The organism is Streptomyces sp. HPF1205 (genome assembly GCF_020400825.1).
Classification (GTDB): Bacteria; Actinomycetota; Actinomycetes; order Streptomycetales; family Streptomycetaceae; genus Actinacidiphila.
Genome location: NZ_JAINVH010000026.1, coordinates 1 through 18,772, shown reverse-complemented (window position 1 = coordinate 18,772; position 18,772 = coordinate 1). Strand labels below are relative to the sequence as shown.

The 18,772-nt window shown below is 74.5% G+C and carries 18 protein-coding genes; 11 read left to right on the top strand and 7 right to left on the bottom strand.

Annotation, left to right across the window (positions count from 1 at the left end):
* Positions 1–61: 61 nt before the first annotated feature.
* From K7G61_RS25590 to K7G61_RS25575, 4 genes are all read right to left on the bottom strand, one after another.
* Positions 62–385 (bottom strand): CATRA system-associated protein, encoded by a 324-nt coding sequence (locus tag K7G61_RS25590; RefSeq protein ID WP_225849332.1) that lies wholly within the window; start codon positions 383–385, stop codon positions 62–64.
* Positions 386–817: 432 nt separating this feature from the next.
* A complete protein-coding gene (locus K7G61_RS25585; RefSeq protein WP_225849331.1) occupies positions 818–2,239 on the bottom strand; it encodes a cytochrome P450 in 1,422 nt (473 codons plus the stop codon).
* Positions 2,240–2,442: 203 nt separating this feature from the next.
* Entirely contained in the window at positions 2,443–3,327 is an 885-nt protein-coding gene (locus tag K7G61_RS25580; protein WP_225849330.1) for a hypothetical protein, read from the bottom strand.
* 93 nt (positions 3,328–3,420) lie between these two features.
* Entirely contained in the window at positions 3,421–4,320 is a 900-nt protein-coding gene (locus K7G61_RS25575; RefSeq protein WP_225849329.1) for a DUF3152 domain-containing protein, read from the bottom strand.
* A gap of 187 nt (positions 4,321–4,507) precedes the next feature.
* Here K7G61_RS25575 and K7G61_RS25570 point away from each other — a divergent pair, with 187 nt between their 5' ends.
* The 4 genes from K7G61_RS25570 to K7G61_RS25555 all read left to right on the top strand — a co-directional run bounded on the left by K7G61_RS25570 (position 4,508) and on the right by K7G61_RS25555 (position 8,231).
* Positions 4,508–5,251 carry a response regulator transcription factor gene (locus tag K7G61_RS25570; RefSeq protein WP_225849328.1) on the top strand — a complete coding sequence of 248 codons (744 nt, stop codon included), beginning with the start codon at positions 4,508–4,510 and terminating at the stop codon, positions 5,249–5,251.
* Positions 5,248–6,966, top strand: a complete 1,719-nt coding sequence (locus K7G61_RS25565) for a cell wall metabolism sensor histidine kinase WalK (RefSeq protein ID WP_225849327.1) — start codon at positions 5,248–5,250, stop codon at positions 6,964–6,966. The genes K7G61_RS25570 and K7G61_RS25565 overlap by 4 nt, the downstream gene beginning before the upstream one ends.
* A 254-nt stretch (positions 6,967–7,220) precedes the next feature.
* A complete protein-coding gene (locus K7G61_RS25560; protein ID WP_225849326.1) occupies positions 7,221–7,745 on the top strand; it encodes a hypothetical protein in 525 nt (174 codons plus the stop codon).
* Positions 7,746–7,817: 72 nt separating this feature from the next.
* Entirely contained in the window at positions 7,818–8,231 is a 414-nt protein-coding gene (locus K7G61_RS25555; protein WP_225849325.1) for a DUF5959 family protein, read from the top strand.
* 283 nt (positions 8,232–8,514) lie between these two features.
* Here K7G61_RS25555 and K7G61_RS25550 read toward each other — a convergent pair whose 3' ends face one another.
* Complete coding sequence (locus tag K7G61_RS25550) at positions 8,515–8,907, bottom strand: hypothetical protein (protein ID WP_225849324.1); 393 nt, start codon at positions 8,905–8,907, stop codon at positions 8,515–8,517.
* A gap of 204 nt (positions 8,908–9,111) precedes the next feature.
* On the opposite strand from K7G61_RS25550, the gene K7G61_RS25545 reads away from it, so the two are divergent.
* The 5 genes from K7G61_RS25545 (at position 9,112) to K7G61_RS25525 (ending at position 13,055) form a co-directional block, all read left to right on the top strand.
* Positions 9,112–10,026, top strand: a complete 915-nt coding sequence (locus K7G61_RS25545; RefSeq protein ID WP_225849323.1) for a polysaccharide deacetylase family protein — start codon at positions 9,112–9,114, stop codon at positions 10,024–10,026.
* 120 nt (positions 10,027–10,146) lie between these two features.
* Positions 10,147–11,592, top strand: coding sequence for an MFS transporter (locus K7G61_RS25540; RefSeq protein ID WP_225849322.1), 1,446 nt, complete (start codon positions 10,147–10,149; stop codon positions 11,590–11,592).
* 156 nt (positions 11,593–11,748) lie between these two features.
* Positions 11,749–12,396 carry a TetR/AcrR family transcriptional regulator gene (locus K7G61_RS25535; protein WP_225849321.1) on the top strand — a complete coding sequence of 216 codons (648 nt, stop codon included), beginning with the start codon at positions 11,749–11,751 and terminating at the stop codon, positions 12,394–12,396.
* A 1-nt stretch (position 12,397) separates the two neighbouring features.
* Positions 12,398–12,655 carry a hypothetical protein gene (locus tag K7G61_RS25530; protein WP_225849320.1) on the top strand — a complete coding sequence of 86 codons (258 nt, stop codon included), beginning with the start codon at positions 12,398–12,400 and terminating at the stop codon, positions 12,653–12,655.
* Between the two features lie 109 nt (positions 12,656–12,764).
* On the top strand, positions 12,765–13,055 hold the full coding sequence (locus K7G61_RS25525; RefSeq protein WP_225849319.1) for a muconolactone Delta-isomerase family protein: 291 nt from the start codon (positions 12,765–12,767) through the stop codon (positions 13,053–13,055).
* A 116-nt stretch (positions 13,056–13,171) separates the two neighbouring features.
* Here K7G61_RS25525 and K7G61_RS25520 read toward each other — a convergent pair whose 3' ends face one another.
* Positions 13,172–14,197, bottom strand: coding sequence for an alcohol dehydrogenase catalytic domain-containing protein (locus K7G61_RS25520; RefSeq protein WP_225849318.1), 1,026 nt, complete (start codon positions 14,195–14,197; stop codon positions 13,172–13,174).
* 341 nt (positions 14,198–14,538) lie between these two features.
* On the opposite strand from K7G61_RS25520, the gene K7G61_RS25515 reads away from it, so the two are divergent.
* Positions 14,539–15,705 carry a hypothetical protein gene (locus tag K7G61_RS25515; RefSeq protein WP_225849317.1) on the top strand — a complete coding sequence of 389 codons (1,167 nt, stop codon included), beginning with the start codon at positions 14,539–14,541 and terminating at the stop codon, positions 15,703–15,705.
* A 223-nt stretch (positions 15,706–15,928) separates the two neighbouring features.
* On the opposite strand, the gene K7G61_RS25510 is transcribed toward K7G61_RS25515, so the two are convergent.
* The gene (locus K7G61_RS25510) at positions 15,929–17,143 is read right to left on the bottom strand and encodes a permease (RefSeq protein WP_225849316.1); all 1,215 of its coding nucleotides are present in this window, start codon (positions 17,141–17,143) and stop codon (positions 15,929–15,931) included.
* 224 nt (positions 17,144–17,367) lie between these two features.
* Here K7G61_RS25510 and K7G61_RS25505 point away from each other — a divergent pair, with 224 nt between their 5' ends.
* Entirely contained in the window at positions 17,368–18,558 is a 1,191-nt protein-coding gene (locus K7G61_RS25505) for an alpha/beta hydrolase (RefSeq protein ID WP_308190698.1), read from the top strand.
* Positions 18,559–18,772: the final 214 nt, after the last annotated feature.

Below are 18,772 nucleotides of genomic sequence, written 5' to 3'. Positions count from 1 at the left end.
CCCGCGGCCTGCGGCGGAGCGGTTCGCGGCCGGGCCGTGCGGTGGCCGTCCGCCGGGCGTCTCACCGGCCACTGTCACCGTGCCGCACGTCCCCGGCGGCCTCCTCCGCCGCTAGCGCCGCGAGGTCGTTGAGCAGCAGGTCGCGCTGGGCCCGCAGATGGGGCGGGATGCCGGCCGGGCCCGGCTCGGCGCGGGCGCCGCCCGGGGTGAGGAAGGCCAGCGCCCGGTGAGCCGCGCGCAGCGCGTCCCTGTCGTCCCGGTCGACCGCCACCCGCAGTTCGTCGAGCGCCGTGCCGACCTCCCACCAGGCGCGGTCGTCCCGCATCCGCCACCCGCCCAGGTTCTCCAGCGTGGTCAGGACAACGTGTACATCGACCCCGGCCATCGGCACCGCCCCCCAACCCGCCTTGCCCCGGATTCCGCGCCCGCCCGTCGCGCCCTCGCGAACGCGTCGCGTGCGGATCGCGTACGGGATGTGTACGGAGCGCGTCCCGCTGCCCGCGTACGACCGGCCGTCGCGGCAGCGCTGTGCGGCTGGCCCGTATCACCGCCCCCGTACCTGCCGCCATGTCCGGGCATGTCGCCCCGAACGGCGACACAAGGCATGGTTCAACGTTTTACCTACCGAGTACCGGATTATGACCGTGGTGCCAACCCGCCGCAATGGCCGGGGACATGACGACCCCGGGCGCGCGGACCGGGCCGGGGTCCCGGTGTCCGTCCGTGCGCGGTACCACCCGAGTGCCTGGAATGTCCCGATGCGCTCGATGTGTGTCGCCCGATCACCGCCGGTAAAGGCGACCCCGCACCCGGCGGCTCACGCGGAGTGGCGCTCACCCCCGTCGAGTGACGCCTCGGCCGCGGACGCGCCCCGCCGGGCGAGCCGCACGGGGTACGCCTTGGGCACGAGCACCGCCCGCGCCGACGGCGCGACCGGCCCGCCCACCGGCGTCAGCTCCCATCGGGCGGCGACCGAGGCCAGGACGACCGTGGCCTCCGCCTCGCCGAACTCCTGGCCGAGGCACTTGGTGGCGCCCGCCCCGAACGGCAGGTAGGCGCCGCGGTGGCCGGCGCCCGGGCCCGCGCCGTCCAGCCACCGGTCCGGGTCGAACTCGTCCGGCCCGGCATGGAAGTCGCCCCTGCGGTGCAGGACGTACGGGCTGAACAGCACCATGCTGCCGGTCGGCAGGGTCCGGCCGGCCAGGCTGGTCTCCCGCACGGCCGTACGGACGGTCACCCAGGCTGGCGGGTACAGCCGCAGCGCCTCCTTCACCACGCGGCCGGTCAGGTCCAGTCGCGGCAGGTGCTCCCAGCCGGCCGTTCGCCCACCGAGGACCGTGTCGACCTCCGCGTGGAGCGCGGCGCGGACACCGGGGTGCCCGGCCAGCAGGTGCATCGCCCACACCACGGCCGCCGACGTGGTCTCGCCACCGGCCAGCAGCAGCACCGCGACCTGGTCGGACAGCTCCTCGGGCGGCATCGCCCGCCCGTCCTCGTCGCGCGCCGCCAGCAGCCGGGACATCAGGTCGCCGCCCCGGCCGCTGTCCTGGCCGCCGCCTTGGTATCCGGCCCGGTCGCCACCCGGGTCGTCGGCGCCGGGTCGGCCGTACTCCGCGATGAGCCGCTCGACCTGGCCGCGCCAGCGGGCGAGTGCCTTCTCGTAGCGGCGGTTGGCGGGCGTGGGCAGCCGCCCCGCCGCCGGGAGCGCCGCGCGGGTGTAGATGCCGCGCAGGAAGACGTCGAAGGCCGCGCGCAACTCGTCCGCCTCCCGTGCGCCGATCCGCGCCGAGAACAGCGACTTGAGCGCCACGCCCGTGGTGAGCTCGAACATCGCCGCGACCATGTCCACGACGTCCCCGTCGCCCCAGCCGGCCATCGTGGCCGCGACCTCCTGCCGCATCACCCCCACGTAGCCGCGCAGGTGCTCGTGGCGGAACGCCGGCTGCATGACCAGCCGCTGCCTGCGGTGGTCCCGGTACGGGGCGGTGGCCAGGCCGTTGCCCATCGCCAGCCGCACCCGGTCGTACACCGGTCCCGTGCGGTCGAAGCCGCGGAAGTCGGTGAGGACGCGGTGCGCCAGTTCCGGATGGCACAGCATGTAGGCGGGGCGCGGCCCGAGCCGGATCTCCACGAGGTCGCCGTGCTCCGGCAGCGACCCCAGGAAGTCCAGCGGTCTGCGCCGCAGTTCCAGGAAGTGCCCAAGCAGCGGCTTGGCACCCGGCGCCCGCCCGAACCGCATCCCGCGCCTCCCGAGACCTTGTGGCCGGCCCCGGCCGGTGCCGGGGGTCGTCGCCGACGCCATTGTCGCGGACACCGGCGTCGCGGGGGCCCACTCCGCCAGGGGCCGGGTGCCGCAGGGCGCGGCCGACGCCAGGTGCCGGGCGGCGGACCCGTCACAATGGCGGCGGACGCCGAGCGCCGGGCAGGGGCCGCCGCCCCCGCTCAGCCGCGGCGGAACCGGTACACCGTGGTGACGGCCGCGCACACCGACGGCTGGATCATCTCCACCCGCAGCACCCCGGTCGTGGCGTCGTAGTCCACGCCCTCCGCCTCCGACGCGCCCGCGCACTCGCTGTCCTGCGGGATCGGGCCCAGGTCCGTGACGTGCCCGGCGACGTCGCCGCCCGACAGCGGGTGCTCCAGGTCGATCCGCAGCAGCGGCTTGTCCTCGGGGAAGTACGCGAGGGAGGAGTCGTCCGAGGCGCACACCAGCTCGGTGGCGGTGACGAAGTCGCAGCCCTGGACGTTCCCGACCGGCTTGTCCAGGCGGACCAGGCCGCTCAGGGCGAGGCCGCCACCGGTGCGGGCGGTCGCCGGGTTGAGCAGAGGCGTGGGGTAGACCTGCAGGTGGTCCATGACGCCCCACTCGCCGGCCACCATCCAGCGGGTGTCGGGGGAGACCGCGGCGAAGGAGTTGTTGTACATCTCGCCGGGCGCCAGGGTGTGCGTGTACTCGTACGAGCGGCCCGACGGCGTGGTGACCCGGAACATCTTGCGGGTGGGCGCGGCCCCGCGGCTCTGGTAGGCGTCGACGACGTAGCCGCGGGCGGAGTCCGGGTCGCCGATGTGGCTCCAGCCGCGCAGCCGGAGGGCGGGCGGGATCGACGCCACCCCCCGGTACAGCACGCGTTCGCCGCCTCCCGGCCGCTGGACCGTGGTGACGCCCTCACCGGCGCCGAGACTGCTCTGCAGGCCGCTGCCGGTCTGCCGCCACTCGCCGGTGGCCCGGGCGGTGGAGCCCAGCCCCGCGGCCGTCAGCAGGCCGGCCGCGGCGAGGGCGGCGACGGCGGTGCGGACGGCGGTCCTGTGCCACGGGCGGCGGGGCATGTGTGCTCCCTCGGCTGGTGAGACGTGTCCGCCCATGGATGCAAGGGGGCCGTTCGCCCAGAAGTGTGGCACACGCCGGACCTGACGGGGCGTTCACTTCAGCGGCGGCCCGGTGAGGTAGGTGCCGTCGGAGGTGTACGGCCACACGTTCGTCCGGCAGCCGTGCAGCCCCTTGATCTGCTGCATCATCACCGGCGCCGGCTCGCCCGGGCCCGGGCACGTCACATGGCCGTGGCCGAGGAAGTGACCCACCTCGTGGTTGATGATGAGCGCGCGGTACGAGGTCACGTCGTGGGCGTAGTACTGGGTGGCCAGCAGCCACCGCTTCAGGTTGACCATGACGTGCTGTCCGACGTCGCAGTTCTCCTCGCCCCCGGTGTCCAGGCCGTACGTGCCGCAGATCCTGTCCACGGTGCCCGGGGTGGCGATCTCCACCACGAAGTCCGGGGTGCCCGAGGAGACGCGGGCGAAGGCCGAGGTGCCGTCGGCGGTCCAGCCCCGCGGGTCGGCCAGGACGCGCTCGATCTGCGCGGCCGCGGCGGCGGGGGAGACGCCGGTGCCGTTCTCGACCTCCACCTCGTAGCGCAGCACCTTGCGGGCGCCCGCCGCGCCGACCGTGGCGCTGTGGCCGGGCGCGGTGACGAAGGTGCCCGGGCCGGTGAGCGGGATGCCGGAGGCGTCGGGGAGGCCGGTCTTCCCGGCGGTGCCGGAGGGGTGGGAAGGCGACGCCTGCCCCGGCCGGTCGCGGGCGCCGCCGGCCGCCCCCGCAGGCGCGATCGAGGCGTCCGTACCGACCGGGGGCCGCCCGTCCCGGGAGGCGGCGGAACTCCCGCCGCTCCTGGCGAACACGCTCGCCGCCGCCGCGGCCCCGATCACGAGGAGGAGGACGAGACCGGCGGCGCCCGTGGCCGCCGGTCCGAGGCCGCGGCGCCTGGAGGCGGCCGCCGCCTCGCTGTGTTTTCCAGGCCGCCTGGTGCGGCCGTGCCCGTTCATGCCGGCTCACCCTGAGCGCCGGATGTGATGGCTCCTGGCCCAACGGATCACGAAACGACAACGGTGTCCGGCCGGTCGCGGGGCCGCGATCAGCGCACGCGCCGCCAGTGTGATCGTTCTGTAACAGTTGGGCGGGTGGCGGGAATCGGCGGCCGGTGCCCGGCGCGCCGCCCCCCATACTGACCGCATGCCCCGAGTCCTGCTCATAGAAGACGACCCGGCCGTGCGGCGCGGAGTGCAGCTCGCCCTGCGCCACGAGGGGCACGAGGTGTTCGCCGCGGCCAGCGGCGAGGAGGGGCTGGAGCGCTTCCGCTTCATCCGCCCCGAAGTCGTCGTCCTGGACCTCATGCTGCCCGGGATCGCGGGCCTGGACGTGTGCCGGCGGATCAGGGAGCAGGACCAGGTCCCGATCATCATCGTCACGGCCCGCGGCGACGACGTGGACGTGGTGGTCGGCCTGGAGGCCGGCGCCGACGACTACGTGGTCAAGCCGGTACGGGCCAGGGTCCTGGAGGCCCGCATACGCGCGGTGCTGCGCCGGCTCGGTCCGCCCGCCTCCACCAGCGCCCGGCCCCGCCCGGAGACCCACGGCGACCTGGCCGTCGACCGGGCCGGACTGACGGTCACCCTGCGCGGCGAACCGGTTCTGCTCGCCCCGTCGGAACTGCGCCTCCTGCTCACCCTCTCCGCCTCCCCGGGCCAGGTGCTCAGCCGCCAGCAGCTGCTGGAGGCGGTCTGGGAGCACAGCTACCACGGGGACATCCGGCTGGTCGACGCCTGCGTCAAGCGGCTGCGCGGCAAGCTCGGCGAACCGGGCGGGGAGGCCCGCTACATCCACACCGTCCGCGGCTTCGGCTACCGGTTCGTCGCGCCGGCCGCGGACGGCTCCGCCCGTACCGCGGGGACCGCCGCCCGTAGCGCCGGTTCATGAAGGCCGATCAGCCGATCACGGCCGATCCCCTCGCGGCCGATCCGCTCACCCCCGATCCGCTCACCCCCGATCCGCTCACCCCCGATCCGCTCGCCGCCGGGCAGCCGCCGGCCGCCTCCCGCCCGCCCGCCGCCCGCCGGACCAGGGCGCTGCTGGGCCTGGGCGGCCTGCGCTTCCGGCTGGTGGTCGCCTTCGCCCTGGTCGCCGCGGTCAGCGCGCTCAGCACGGGAGCGCTGACCTTCCGCGAGGCGCGCACCGGTGTGCTCCAGCAGAGCCAGGACGCCGTGGTCAACCAGTTCCGGGACAGCATCGACGCCCTCGTACCGGGCATCCAGGTGCCGCCGGACCAGGGCCGGTTGAACGTCTTCGTGGCCGACCTGGCCCGGGTCACCCCCTCGCAGCACCGGCGCGTGCTGGCCACCTACAAGGGCCTGCGCGCCACCTCCGACGGGCAGGACGCCTTCGACGAACTCACCCCCGAGCTGCGCCGGTCCGTGGAGACCAGGACGGCCGCGGTCTTCCAGCGGGTGAACCGCCGCGGCACCCCCGAGCTGGTGGTCGGGGTGCCGGTCGCGTACGAGGCGGAGGGCGGGACGACGCTGTCCGGTCTGTCGGTCTACCTGGTGGTGCCGCAGGACACCGAGGAGGCGTACGTCAAGGCGCTGGTCCGCGCCATCGAACGGGCCACGCTCCCCGCCCTCGGGCTGGCCGTCCTGCTGGCGCTGCTGGCCGCGCGGGGCGTGCTGCGTCCGGTACGGGCGCTGCGCGGGGCGACCCGCCGGATGGCCGCGGGCCAGCTCGACGTACGGCTGGCCGTGCGGGGCTCGGACGAACTGGCCGACCTGTCCCGGGCGTTCAACGAGACGGCCGCGGCCCTGGAACGTTCCGTCTCGGAGCTGCGCCGCATGGAGGCGCAGGCCAGGCGCTTCGCCGCCGACGTCTCCCACGAGCTGCGTACGCCCCTGGCCGCGATGTCGGCGGTCACCGATGTGCTGGACGAGCAGGCGCCCAGCCTCGACGGCGAGACCGCGGACGCGGTCCGGCTGATCAGCGAGGAGACGATCAGGCTCACCCGGCTGGTCGGCGACCTGATGGAGATCTCCCGGTTCGACGCAGGGGTGGCCCGGCTCAGCCTGGACGAGATCGACCTGGCCGAGTCGGTCCGCCGCACCCTCGCCTCCCGCGGCTGGCTCGACCAGGTGGCCGCCGACCTGCCCGCTCCCGGCGCCCTGCGCGGCCGGGTGGACCCGCGCCGCCTGGACGTGGTCGTCGCCAACCTCGTCGGCAACGCGCTGCGGCACGGCGCGCCCCCGGTCACCCTCCGGCTCACGGCCCCCGACGCGCGGACCCCGGCGGACCGCTGGGCGCTGATCGAGGTCGGCGACGCCGGCCCGGGCATCCGCGCCGCCGACCTGCCGCACATCTTCGAACGCTTCTACAAGGCCGACGCCTCGCGCAGCCGGAGCGAGAGCAGCGGCCTGGGCCTGGCGATCACGGCCGAGAACGTCCACCTGCACGGCGGCCGGATCCGTGCGGCCAACCGCCCCGGGGGCGGCGCGGTCTTCAGCGTGGAACTGCCCCTGCACGCGCACGAGCCGCACACGCGGGAGCCCTGCCCGGACGAGGACAGCGCCGCGCCCGAAGGGCCACCCCGGCCCAGACGGTCCCCCGACCCCTCGTCGACCTCCCACCGCCCCGAAGAGCCCCGCCCATGATCCCCGAACCCCGCCCGTCCCGCGCCCCGCGCGACCGCGGCCCGTCCGCCTCTCGCGCCGATCGCCCCGCGATCCCCGCGCCCCACGGCGCTTTCGCGACCCCTGCGCCCGCCCCCGCGGCCCCCGGCGCCGCGACCGGTCCGTCGCCGACCGGCCCGTTCCCCGCCCGCCCGCCGGCCAAGCGCCCGCCGTCCGTAAGGCCTCCCGCCGGTCCCCGCCCCCGGGCGCGCGGGCTCGTCCGGGCGCTGCCCGCGGTGGTCGCCGTGCTCGGGCTCGCCTCCTGCGGCGTCTCGACCACCGGGGTCATCGAGGCGGGTGAGGCCGCGACCGCGCCCTCCGCCACGGTGAACGTGTATCTCGTGCGCGGCGGCCAGGTCGTCGCCGTCCCCCGGCAGACCCCCGGCGACCCCAGCGTCACCACCGCGCTCACCCTCCTGTTCGACGGCTCCACCGCCGTGTACGCCGCCAAGGGGTACAGCAGCGAACTCCCCAGGCTGCGCACCCCGGTCCAGGTCCAGGTCAAGGACGGGATGCTGGTGATCGTCGCACTGTCCGAGGCCGTGGGCCCCCTGCGCCCCACGGCCATGCGCCAAGTCGTGTGCACGGCCGCCGACGCCGTGCGTCGCAGCTACCCCGACGGTCCGCCCTCTTCCCGCCAGGACACTCCCGCGACGTCGGGCGAAACCTCCCTCGCCGTGCCCACCGCGCATGTGCCGGTCCTCGTCGCCGTCACCACACCCGCCTGGAGGCGGACCGGGTCGTCCCTCGACTGCCCCTGACGCCATGACGGCCGGCCGCCGCCCGGTAGGGTCCTGATCACGGTCGGGACCGACGGGAAGAGGGGAGCGCCGATGGCCGGCGAGGGGGCGGGCGAGTTCATACGCCTGGTGGGCGACAGCGGCAGCGTGACCGTGCTGATCACGGGACGCGCCGAGGGCGCGGCACTGGCCGCCCAGGTCGTGGTGGACACACCCTTCGTACAGGGCAGCGCGACGATGTCGCTGGTCCCGGCGGACCTGGCCGAGTGGCAGGACGCGCTGGACGCGCTCGACACGGGGAAGGACGTCGCCTGGCTGGAGGGCGAGCGCGCCGCCGGGCTGGTCGTGGAGGTGGAACCCGGCCCCGGGGGCGGGCGGGCGCACGTCACCGTGGCCGGCGACGCCGCCTCGCCCGTGACGGTGGCCCTGGACGTCACGCTCACCGACGCGTGGTTCGACGACGCCTACCACCGCCTCGACGAGGCGCGGCGCACCTATTGCGGGTGAGCCAGAGGGCGCGCCGGTGTCGAGAGGGAGAACACGCGCAGATCGTGATGGGTCCCCCGCCGGAGGCAGGTGGGGGTCCCCCCGCCGGAGGCAGGGGGAGAGCGATCGAGCGTGATCGACCGTCGGCACCGGATCCAGGCGCCCGGAGGCGAGCAAGCACCGGCAAGGCGTCATGACCGGCCGCGGCCCCTCGTCATGACGCGCTGACCTGCGGCTCGCGCGGTCCGCCGCCCCCATCGGCGCGCGCGCCGGGCGGGGCGGCAGGCGGACGGTCACCGAGGCGTCAGCGGGGGCGGTCCGCCTTGGGGCGGGCAGGCCGGGCGGGGGCGCCGTGCGGCGGCGGTCCCATCGGCTCCGGGGGCGACGCCAGGGCGATTTCGGATCCTCCGCCGGTCGGCGTGGGGCGTCGCGGCGGGGAGGCGTCGCCGCCGGGGGAGGGCTCGCTGCCGGAGCGGACCCGGGCCAGGCGTTCGTCCGGCACCCGCGTCACCGGGGCGCGGTCGGCGTGCTCGTGCTCGCAAGCCGGCAGCGTCTCCGGTTCGTCCGCGGCCGGCGAGCGGATGCGGTGCCCGACCGTGCCCACCGGCAGCCGGTCGTGGTTCGCGAGGGCGGTTCGCCGTGCCGCGGGCTCTGCCGTGCGGGCACGGCGCCCCACCGGCCTCACCACACGTGACATTTCCGGACATCCGCTCGGGTGTCCGACGGCGGACGTGGGAACGGCCGCCGTCCGCCGCCGCCCGTCCGGAACGCGACGGCTCGCATCACCCTCTTCCCTCGGGGTCCGTCCCGGGCGCCTCCGCGCGCTCCCGGGCGGACGAAGCGATCATCAGCATGACAAAACCGATCAATTCGGTCGATGCGATCAGAGGGGACGTGGCACATGACACCCGGCCGCCGCACGCTGTTGGCAGCGCTGGGAGGGGGCGTCCTGGCCGCCTGCGCCGGCTGCGGGGGAGGCGGCGGCCACGGGGGTCACGCGGCCGTCGCCACGCTGCCGGGGGCGCCGTCGTCCACGGCGTCCGCGTCCCGCGGCGGTGGTACGAGACCGGCGGCGGCCCGGCCGCCCGCGGTCGCCGCGCCCTTGGTGACCCGCGCCTGGATCGTCGCCCGCTACGGGCACCGCGTCCCTCGCACCTGGGGTTTCGACGCCCCCGGTGTGCTGCGCGCGCTGCCGGGCGGCGCCGGCCGGCGGGAGGTGGCGCTGACCTTCGACGCCTGCGGCGGTCCGGGCGGCAGCGGCTACGACCGGGCACTGATCGACTTCCTGCGCCGTCACGACGTGCCCGCCACGCTGTTCATCAACTCGCGCTGGATCGACGCCAACCCGGCCGTCTTCGGCCGGCTCGCCCGCGAGCCGCTGTTCGAGATCGCCAACCACGGCACCCGCCACCGCCCGCTGTCGGTGTCCGGGCGCTCCGCGTACGGCATCCCCGGCACCCGCGACGCCGGCGAGGTGTACGACGAGGTCCACGGCAACCACCTCAAGCTCACCCGGCTGCTCGGCGCCCCGCCCCGGTTCTTCCGCTCGGGCACCGCGTACTACGACGATGTCGCCGCCCGCATCGTCCGCGCCCTCGGGGAACGGCCGGTCACCTTCTCGGTGAACGGCGACGGCGGCGCCACCTTCACCCCCGCCCAGGTGCGCGTCACCGTGGAGGCCGCGCCGAGCGGCTCGGTGGTGATCGGCCACATGAACCAGCCCGGGCACGGCACCGCCCGGGGCATCGCCGAGGCCGTGCCCCGCCTGCTGGCGAGCGGCCACCGGTTCGTGCGCCTGTCCGACGTGGTGCGCTGAGCCCTCCCGCGTGCCGGACCGGGCGCCGCCCGGCGCGCGGGACGTGGTGCCCGGCGCCCGGGGACCGAAAGCCTTCAGTCCAAACTGGAAAGATTGGGCTGAAGAATTTACCGTGGAGCCATGGACGCCAGGAACGCCAGGGACGCCACGGACACGGTGAAGGGGCCCGGCACGGGCACGCGCGGCGCCTTCGACCGGCGGCTGCTGGCGCCGATGATCCTGGGGTCGGTACTCAACCCGGTGAACTCCTCGATCATCTCGGTGGCTCTGGTGCCGATCGGGCAGGCGTTCGGCGCGTCACCGTCGCGTACCGCGTGGCTGATCTCGGCCCTGTACCTGGCCACCGCCATAGGCCAGCCGGTGGTGGGCCGGCTGATCGACCTGTTCGGCCCCCGCCGCCTGTTCCTGGCCGGCACCGCGCTGGCCGGAGCGGCCGGGGTGCTCGGCACCCTCGCGCCCGACCTGGGCACGCTCGTCGCCGCCCGGGTGCTGCTCGGCTTCGGCACCTGCGCCGGCTACCCCGCCTCGATGTACCTCATACGCAGCGAGGCCGGCCGCACCGGCCGGGACAGCCCCGACGGGGTCCTCACGGCCCTGGCGGTCTCGAACCAGACCGTGGCCGTCATCGGTCCGTCCCTCGGCGGCCTCTTGATCGGCCTGGGCGGGTGGCGCACCACCATGGCCGTCAACATCCCGCTGTCGCTGGCCTGCCTGGTGCTCGGCTCCCTGCGGCTGCCCCGCGCCCTGCCGCGCCCGCCGTCGCGGCAGGTGCGGCTGGACGCGCCGGGCATGGCGCTGTTCGCGGCCATGCTCGTCAGCCTGCTGCTCTTCGTGATGCACCCGCGGGCCGGCGCCTGGTACCTGCCCGTTCTCACCGCCGTCGCCGCGGCCGGCCTCGCCGTCCGCGAACTGCGCGCGGACCAGCCCTTCATCGACCTGCGGGTACTGGGCGGCAACCCCCCGCTGCTGCTCACCTACATCCGCAGCCTGCTCGCGTACACCGTCTCGTACTCCTTCCTGTACGGCTACACGCAGTGGCTGGAGGACGGGCGCGGGCTCAGCGCGTCGAGGGCCGGGCTCGCGCAACTGCCCATGTTCCTGGTCGGCATAGCGGTGTCCACCGCCACCGGGCGGCGCAAGGAGTTGCGCGGCAAGCTGATGGCGGGGGCCGTCGGGCAGATCGCCGCCTGCTCGACGCTGCTGCTGCTCGGCCCCGGCAGCCCGATGGCGCTCCTGCTCGCGGTGGCCGTCCTGATGGGCCTGCCGCAGGGGCTGAACAGCCTGGCCCTGCAGAACTCCGTCTACCGGCAGGCGCAGGCCGAGCGGATGGGCTCCTCGGCGGGGCTGCTGCGGACCTTCGGGTACCTGGGCGCGATCGTCGCCTCCGCCGCCGACGGCGCCTTCTTCCCCCGCCGGGCGGACACCGCCGGACTGCACCACCTGGTCTTCTTCCTGCTGGCCGTCGCCGGGCTGTTCCTGGTGGTCACCGTCGCCGACCGCTCGCTCGCGCGGACGGGGAAGGGCCGGGAGACGGCCGAGGACCGCGATACCGCGGACGTGCGGTAAGGCGTCCTACCGGCCCTGTCAACGGCACACCTCCGGCATCACCCGGCAAATTGCGCCTGCCCCGCGGGAAAAATGGCTCATTTCGTACGTGCCGCCCGAGGTGTTCTGCAAGACTGGGTAAGCAGGCTTACCGAACTATGGGGCGGAGGGTGCGCGGTGGTGGAAAGCGAGGGCGCGGCCGGACTGCGGGCCAGGCGCCGGGACGAGCGCCGGGCCCGACTGACGGCCGCGGGGCGGGATCTCTACGCCGGCCAGGGATACGACAGGACGACGATCGGGCAGGTCTGCGCCGTCGCGCGGGTCTCCATGCGGGCGTTCTACGAGGAGTTCGCCTCCAAACAGGCCCTGCTGCTCGCGGTGCACGAAAAAGTCACCGTCGCGGGGATGGACGCCGTCGGCGTGGTAATGCGGCGGCCGGATATCGACGATCTCACCACCGCGAAAAGAATCGGCCTGTTGTTCGGGGCCTATACGGCGGCGGTGACCGAGGACCCGGCCGCCGCCAAAGTCGCCTTCGTGGAGGTCCTGGCGGCCGGCCGGGAGGTCGAGGAGCACCGCCTGATGTGGCGTTCGCTGTGGACCGCCTTCTTCTCCTCGGAGATCGAGCGGGCCGTCGCCCGGGGCGAGGCCGACGACCGCGACCACTCGCTGGCGATCGTCGGCCTGATCGGCGCGGTCAACGAGGTGCTGGCGCACTGGAGCCGTTCGCCCTCCTCGCGGGTCACCCCCGCGGCCCTCGCGCGCGAGCTGACCCGGCTGACGCTCGGCACCCTCGGCGCCCGGATCCCCGAGGAGGTGCGCTGACATGACCTCCCACTGGCTGCTCCTGCTGCGCCACCTCAACGACCCGGGCGTGGACCTCGATCCCGCGATCGCGGCCAGAGCCGCGGCCGACATCGTGCTGCGCCAGGAGCCCCCGCCGCCGGACCTGATCGAGGCCGTGATGAGCACCGCGGCCACCAACTTCGCCGCCGCCGTCACCGTCACCCAGGCCCGCACCGCCCTCCTCCAGGCCGATGCCCCCGCCCGCGGCCACCTGCGCGGCAAGCTGGCCACCTCGTAGGGCCGGGCGCGTACGGCGGCCCGACGCGCGGGCGGCACCGCGGCGGGCGCACCCTGGAGGTGGGGAGACCCGGCGGCGCCGGACGGCGTCCGGACGAAGGGAGCAGGCCATGCGCGAGTTCCTGGTGGAGATCACCACCTCGATCCCCGAGGGCACCGATCCGGCCGAGGTCGACCGCAGGCGTGCCGCCGAGGCGGTGCGGGCGCGGGAGCTGGCCGCCACCGGCAACTTGGGCCGGCTGTGGCGCCCGGTCGGCGAGCGGCGCAGCATCGGCCTGTGGCGCGCCGCCGACGAGGACGAGCTGCGCGAGAAGGTGCTCGGCACGCTGCCGCTGCGGGATTGGATGACCTTCGCCGTCACCCCGGTCGACCCCCATCCGAACGACCCCGGCCGGGGCTGACCGCGCCGCCGCGAACCTCCGCCGGCCCGCGCCGCCGCGCGCCGCCGGGGCCGGATCGCGCCCCGGCCCCGGCGGTTCACCGCGGAGCGAGCACCATCCGGACGCTGCCCGGCGGTTCACCGCGGAGTGAGCACCATCCGGAAGTGGGCGGCGCCGGAAAGCATCCGGCCGTACGCGGCGTTCGCCTCCTCCAGCGGCACCACCTCGGTGATCGGGCGGATCCCGTGCAGCGCGCCGAACGCCAGCGTGTCGGTCACGTCCTGCGCGGTACCCGACGGGTGGCCGCGCACGACGCGGCCCTTGAGGATGAGCTGCAGCGGGGTGATGCCCAGCGCGTCGGGGGACACGCCGAGGACCACCAGTTCACCGCGGTGCGACAGCCCGTCGACGGTCGCGGCGACCGCCGCCGAGTCGCCGGCCGTGGCCAGGACGACCTTCGCACCGCCCAGCGCGCGCAGCGCCTGCGCGACACCGCCGCCGGCGGTCGCGTCCACGTAATGGTGCGCGCCCAGGCTCTTGGCGAGGTCGGCCCGCTCCGGGCCCCGCGCGATGGCGACGGTCTCGAAGCCCATCGCCGCCGCGAACCGCACGCCCAGGTGGCCGAGGCCGCCGATGCCGAGGACGGCGACCAGGTCGCCGGGCAGCGCCGAACTGCGCCGCAGGCCGTTGTACGTGGTCACGCCCGCGCACCCCATGGGCCCCGCGTCCACGGCGGTCATCCCGTCCGGGACGCGGGCCGGCGCGTCCACGGGAACGGTCACGGATTCCGCGAAACCGCCCTCGTACGCCCAGCCCGGAACCTTCAGGTTGTCGCACACGATGAAGTCGCCCTGGCGGCAGGGCGTGCAGTGCAGGCAGCTCCCGCCGAACCAGCCGACGACGACCCGGTCGCCCACCTGCCAGCCGAAGTCCCCGGCGCCGTCGCCGAGGGCGTCGACGCGCCCGGCGATCTCGTGCCCGGGAACCACCGGGAACCGGACACCGGGGAAGGCGCCCTCGACGAACCCGACGTCGCTGCGGCAGATCCCACAGGCCTCCACGGCCACCCGTACACGGCCGGGCCCCGGCGCCGCCGCGCCCCGCTCGGCGATCTCGAACGACCCGCCGGCGGCGGGCACTTGCGCGACTCGATATGTGTTCATGAGGACCTCTCCCGAGCAACTGTGCCGGTATTGGCCCCTTCCACCACGAAACCACATACGCCCGTGTACCGCGCGACGGCGGCCGTGCCGTCCCGGCCCCGGCCACCCGCGCCGGTTCGACGCGTTTCCGAGGGGCCGCCTGAGTAAGCGTGGTAAGCGCATGCAGTAAGCGCATTCATCCCACCAATGGGGTTGCCAGACCGACTCATCGCTCGTACCGTCCTTCGTCGGACGGGTCGTCAGCAGCCGAGGGGCACCACAAGTCGGTCGCCTCGTCGCAGGGGCAGCCGGCGCGGCGCGGCGTTCCCGTACGCCTTCATATCCCCCCACATGGAGTCCACATGTCACTTCACACCGAGCGTCATGCCGCCCGCCGGCGGCGCGCCCTCGCGTTCGCGGCGGCCGTCGCCGGGCTGGTCGGCGCCGCCGTGAGCGTCCAGGCGCCGGCGGCCACCGCCGTGTCCGCCGCACCCGCCGCCGCCTTCCCCGGCGCGGTCGGCTACGGCGCGGCGGCCACCGGAGGCGCGGGCGGCACCACGTACCACGTCACCAACCTCAACGACTCCGGCAGCGGCTCCTTCCGCGACGCGGTCAGCTCCTCGCACCGGATCGTGGTGTTCGACGTCGGCGGCTACGTCAACCTGTCCTCCGCCGTGTCCGTCAAGAGCGACATCACCATCGACGGCACCACCGCGCCCGGCCACGGCATCGGCTTCATGGGCCGGGAGGTGTCGTTCTCCAACTCCAGCAACGTCGTCGTGCGCAACGTCCGCTTCCGGGAGGGCACCCTCGACCCGGCCGGCGGCAAGGCGAGCCTGGCCCTGGCGAACAGCAGCGACATGATCTTCGACCACGTCTCGGTGGAATTCGCCAAGTGGGACGACATCGACGCGGTCGGGGCCAAGAACATCACCTGGCAGGAATCCATCATCGCCGACCCGATCGGCCAGCAGTTCGCCGCCCACACCGAGGGCGGCCCCTTCACCTGGTACCACGACGTGTTCGCCAACTCCCACAACCGCAACCCGCTGGCGAAGGGCAACACCCAGTACGTGGGCAACGTGGTGTACGACTACCAGGGCGGATACACGGCCGGGAACTCCAGTGGCCACTTCACCCATGACGTCGCCGACAACTACTTCATCGCCGGGCCCAGGACGACCAGCCCGTCCAACGCCTACTACCAGATGACCAACCAGTCCGTGTACAACAGCGGAAACGTGCTGGACTCCGACCGCAACGGCGCCCTGGGCGGCTCGTCGCTGGGAGTGCGCGGCGGAGCCGTGGCGCTGAGCGCCCCCTGGTCCTCGCTGACCCCGGGCCTGGCGTCCTCGGCGGGAAGCGCGTCCGCCGCGTACGCGCACGACATCGCGCAGGCAGGCGCCCTCCCGCGCGACCAGGTCGACACCCAGGTCATCGCGGACGTCACGTCGCTGGGGAAGTCCGGCAACCTGTGGACCAGCCAGACCGCGACCGGCCTGGGCAACGACGGTTACGGCACGCTGTAGCCCTCCGCCGGCCGCATCAGCGCGGCCGGCGGGTACCGCGGGCCGCCACGCCCGGGTTCGTCCCGGCGCGGCGGCCCGCGCGCCGCTCTGTCGTGACCCTGCGCCGCCTGGCGGACCTATGGGATTCCTCCGGCCGCCTCTGTGCTCGGCGCCCCGCGGCTGCTGCGGCCGGTCCGCGGTCGGCAGGGCAGTCATCCGATCTCTGGGCGGGCGCCGAGGTGCCTCAGTCGGACGGACCGCGGGTGCCGTGCGTGCCGTGAGAGGAGTGGGAGGAGGGGGAGCCGTCGCCGTGGTGGTCGTGGACCGCGTCCGGCGCGCCGCCCATCATCCCGAGCATCGCCCGGCCGCCCGTACGGAAGAAGCGGACCAGCAGCGCGGCGGCCAGGACGAGGAAGACGATGTTGAGGACGGTGGTGTAGTTCCACGTCACGTGTTCCATCGGGACCTTCGCGTCGGCCTGGTCCGGGACGAGGCCGAGGCCGCCGAAGACGAGTTCGACGACGTAGCCGGCCACCACCATCGCGGCGTAGAAGGTGCCGAGCAGGAACAGGGTCATGCGGGCGCCGTAGTACTTCCGGTAGATGTTCAGGATCGGCAGGATCAGCAGGTCGGCGAAGATGAACGCGACCACGCCGCCGAAGCTGATGCCGCCCTTCCAGAGCACCACGGCCAGCGGCACGTTGCCGATCGAGCAGACGAACGAGGCGATGGCGACGAGCGGGCCGATCAGCGGGCCCCACACCTTGGACGCCAGCGGATGGCCCGCGACGAAGAAGTGCCGCCAGAAGGAGTCCGGCACCCAGGCGGCGATGGCGCCCGCGATGAGCAGCCCGATCACGAGGTCGCGCAGGATCGCGGCCCACTCCATCACGAAGACGTGCGCGGTCGAGGTGTAGCCCTCGCCCGACAGCAGCCGCCGCGCGAAAGACCCTTCGCGCGTCACCGACATGTCCATCGCGGCGTGGCCCTCCATCGACCCGGCCACGCCGCGCCCGGCCTGCTCCCGTGCCTCGCGCAGGAGCCTGTCGCGCAGGAAAAGCCGGAACAGCAGCGCGAGAACGATGATCATGACCGGTCCGCCGACGAACTCGGCGAGCGTGAACTGCCAGCCCATCAGGAGCGCGAGGATGATGCCGAGTTCGATCACGAGGTTGGTGGACGCGATCTCGAAGGCCATCGCGGCGGTGAAGTCCGCGCCCTTGCGGAACAGCGAGCGGGCCAGCGCGACGGCCGCGTAGGAACACGACGAGGAGGCCGCGCCCAACCCGGCCGAGACGGCGAGGGTGCGCGGGCGGTCGTCGCCGAGCAGCCGCACGATCGTGGACTTGCGGACCACGGCCTGGACCACCGCGGACAAGGCGAAGCCGAGGACGAGCGCCCAGGTGATCTCCCAGGTCATGGATCCGGTGATGGACAGGGCGTGCAGTACGGCGTGCATGGTCGTTCGCCTTCCCCGGGACGGCGGCTGTGTTCACCGTGCCGAACCATATACCCCCAGGGGGTATTCCGCGGGGGGCGGGTCGCCGGAAGTACTCCCTCGGGAGTACGGCGGTCGCCGCCTCCCGCGCGACGCCACGCCCGCGGCGGGCTGGAAGAGTGGCGGGCGCGGCGCACGGCTGCGCCGCTGCGAAGGACCACCGTACGAGGACCAGGACAGCCCCTGTGGACCACGTGAGCACCGACGGCGACGCGGGCCCCGGCCCCGACGCGGCCAACGCCGACACCGACACCGACCCCGACACCGACACCAATTCCGACACCGACCTCGATACCCCGGACCGCCCGTCCGCGGCCGCCCCCGGCCCCGCCGCCGGTCCGGCCGCAGACCCGCCGGGCGCTCCCGCCGACGCCCCCGGTGAAGCCGACGCTCCCGCCGACGGCGGGACGTCGCCCCGGCGCCGTTCGCGGGTGCGGCGCTGGGGGCGGCGGATCGCGGTGGGCGCTGCCGCGGCGCTGGTGGTGGTGACGGCGGCGTCCTTCACGTACAACGCCGTCACGGACGGGCGCGCCTCGCCGCCGCCCGGGCTGTCGTACGTCCAGGCGGACGGCATCCGTACGCGGTACGAGACGTGGGGCACGCAAGGGTCGCCGATCGTCCTCGTGCACGGCGCGTTCGAGTCGGCCGACACATGGTCGCGGGTGGCTCCGCTGCTCGCCGGGAACCACCGGGTGTACGCGCTCGATCTGACGGGCAGCGGCTACAGCGAGCGCCGCGGCCCCTACACCGTCGACCACATGACGCGGCAGCTCCTGGGCTTCCTCGACGCCATGCACCTCGGCGGTCCAGGCGACCGGCCCGTGCTCGTGGGGCACTCCAGCGGCGCCGCGATGGTCGCCGAGGCCGCCCTGCGCGCCCCGCGGCACGTCGGCGGCCTGGTGTTCCTCGACGGGGACGCCCTGGACACCGGCGCGGGCCCGCCCTCCGGACTGCGCTACCTGCTGATCGACCCCTATCGCACCACCCTGCTGCGCCTCGGCCTCGGCTCGGACTGGCTGATCCGCAGGATCTACGGCGCCCAGTGCGGGCCCCGCTGCCCGAGGCTGGACGCCGCGGGGCTGGACATGTGGCGCCGGCCGCTGCGGGTCGCGGGCGCGGAGGGCGCGTTGTGGAGCATGCTGGGCGAGGGTGTCCCCGGACTGCCCGCGGGCCAGGTGGCGCGGCTGCGCGGCCTCGGCGTTCCCAAGGCCGTGGTCTTCGGCGCCGAGGACTCGGTCTTCAGCAAGGCGACGCCCCGGGAGACCGCCGCCCGCATCGGTGCCCCGCCCCCGACGTTGATCCCCGGCGCGCACCACCTCACGCTCATCTCCGATCCGTCGGCCGTGGCCGCCGCCGTGCGATCCCTCGCGCCATAGTCCTTCGGTGAGGCTGCGGTGAATCGCTGCGGTGAACCGCTTCGACACCGGAGCACATCCGCTCAGCTGGCCTGTTTCCCGGCGCGGGAGCGGTCTCGCGCCAGTCCTGGCTCCTGTGGGTGAAGCGCTTCGATTCGCTTCGATTCACGCGCCTCCCCCCGCGGGCCACGGGATGGGGCCGGTTCCGTCACACAGCGGGGAGGGGTGCGCGGAA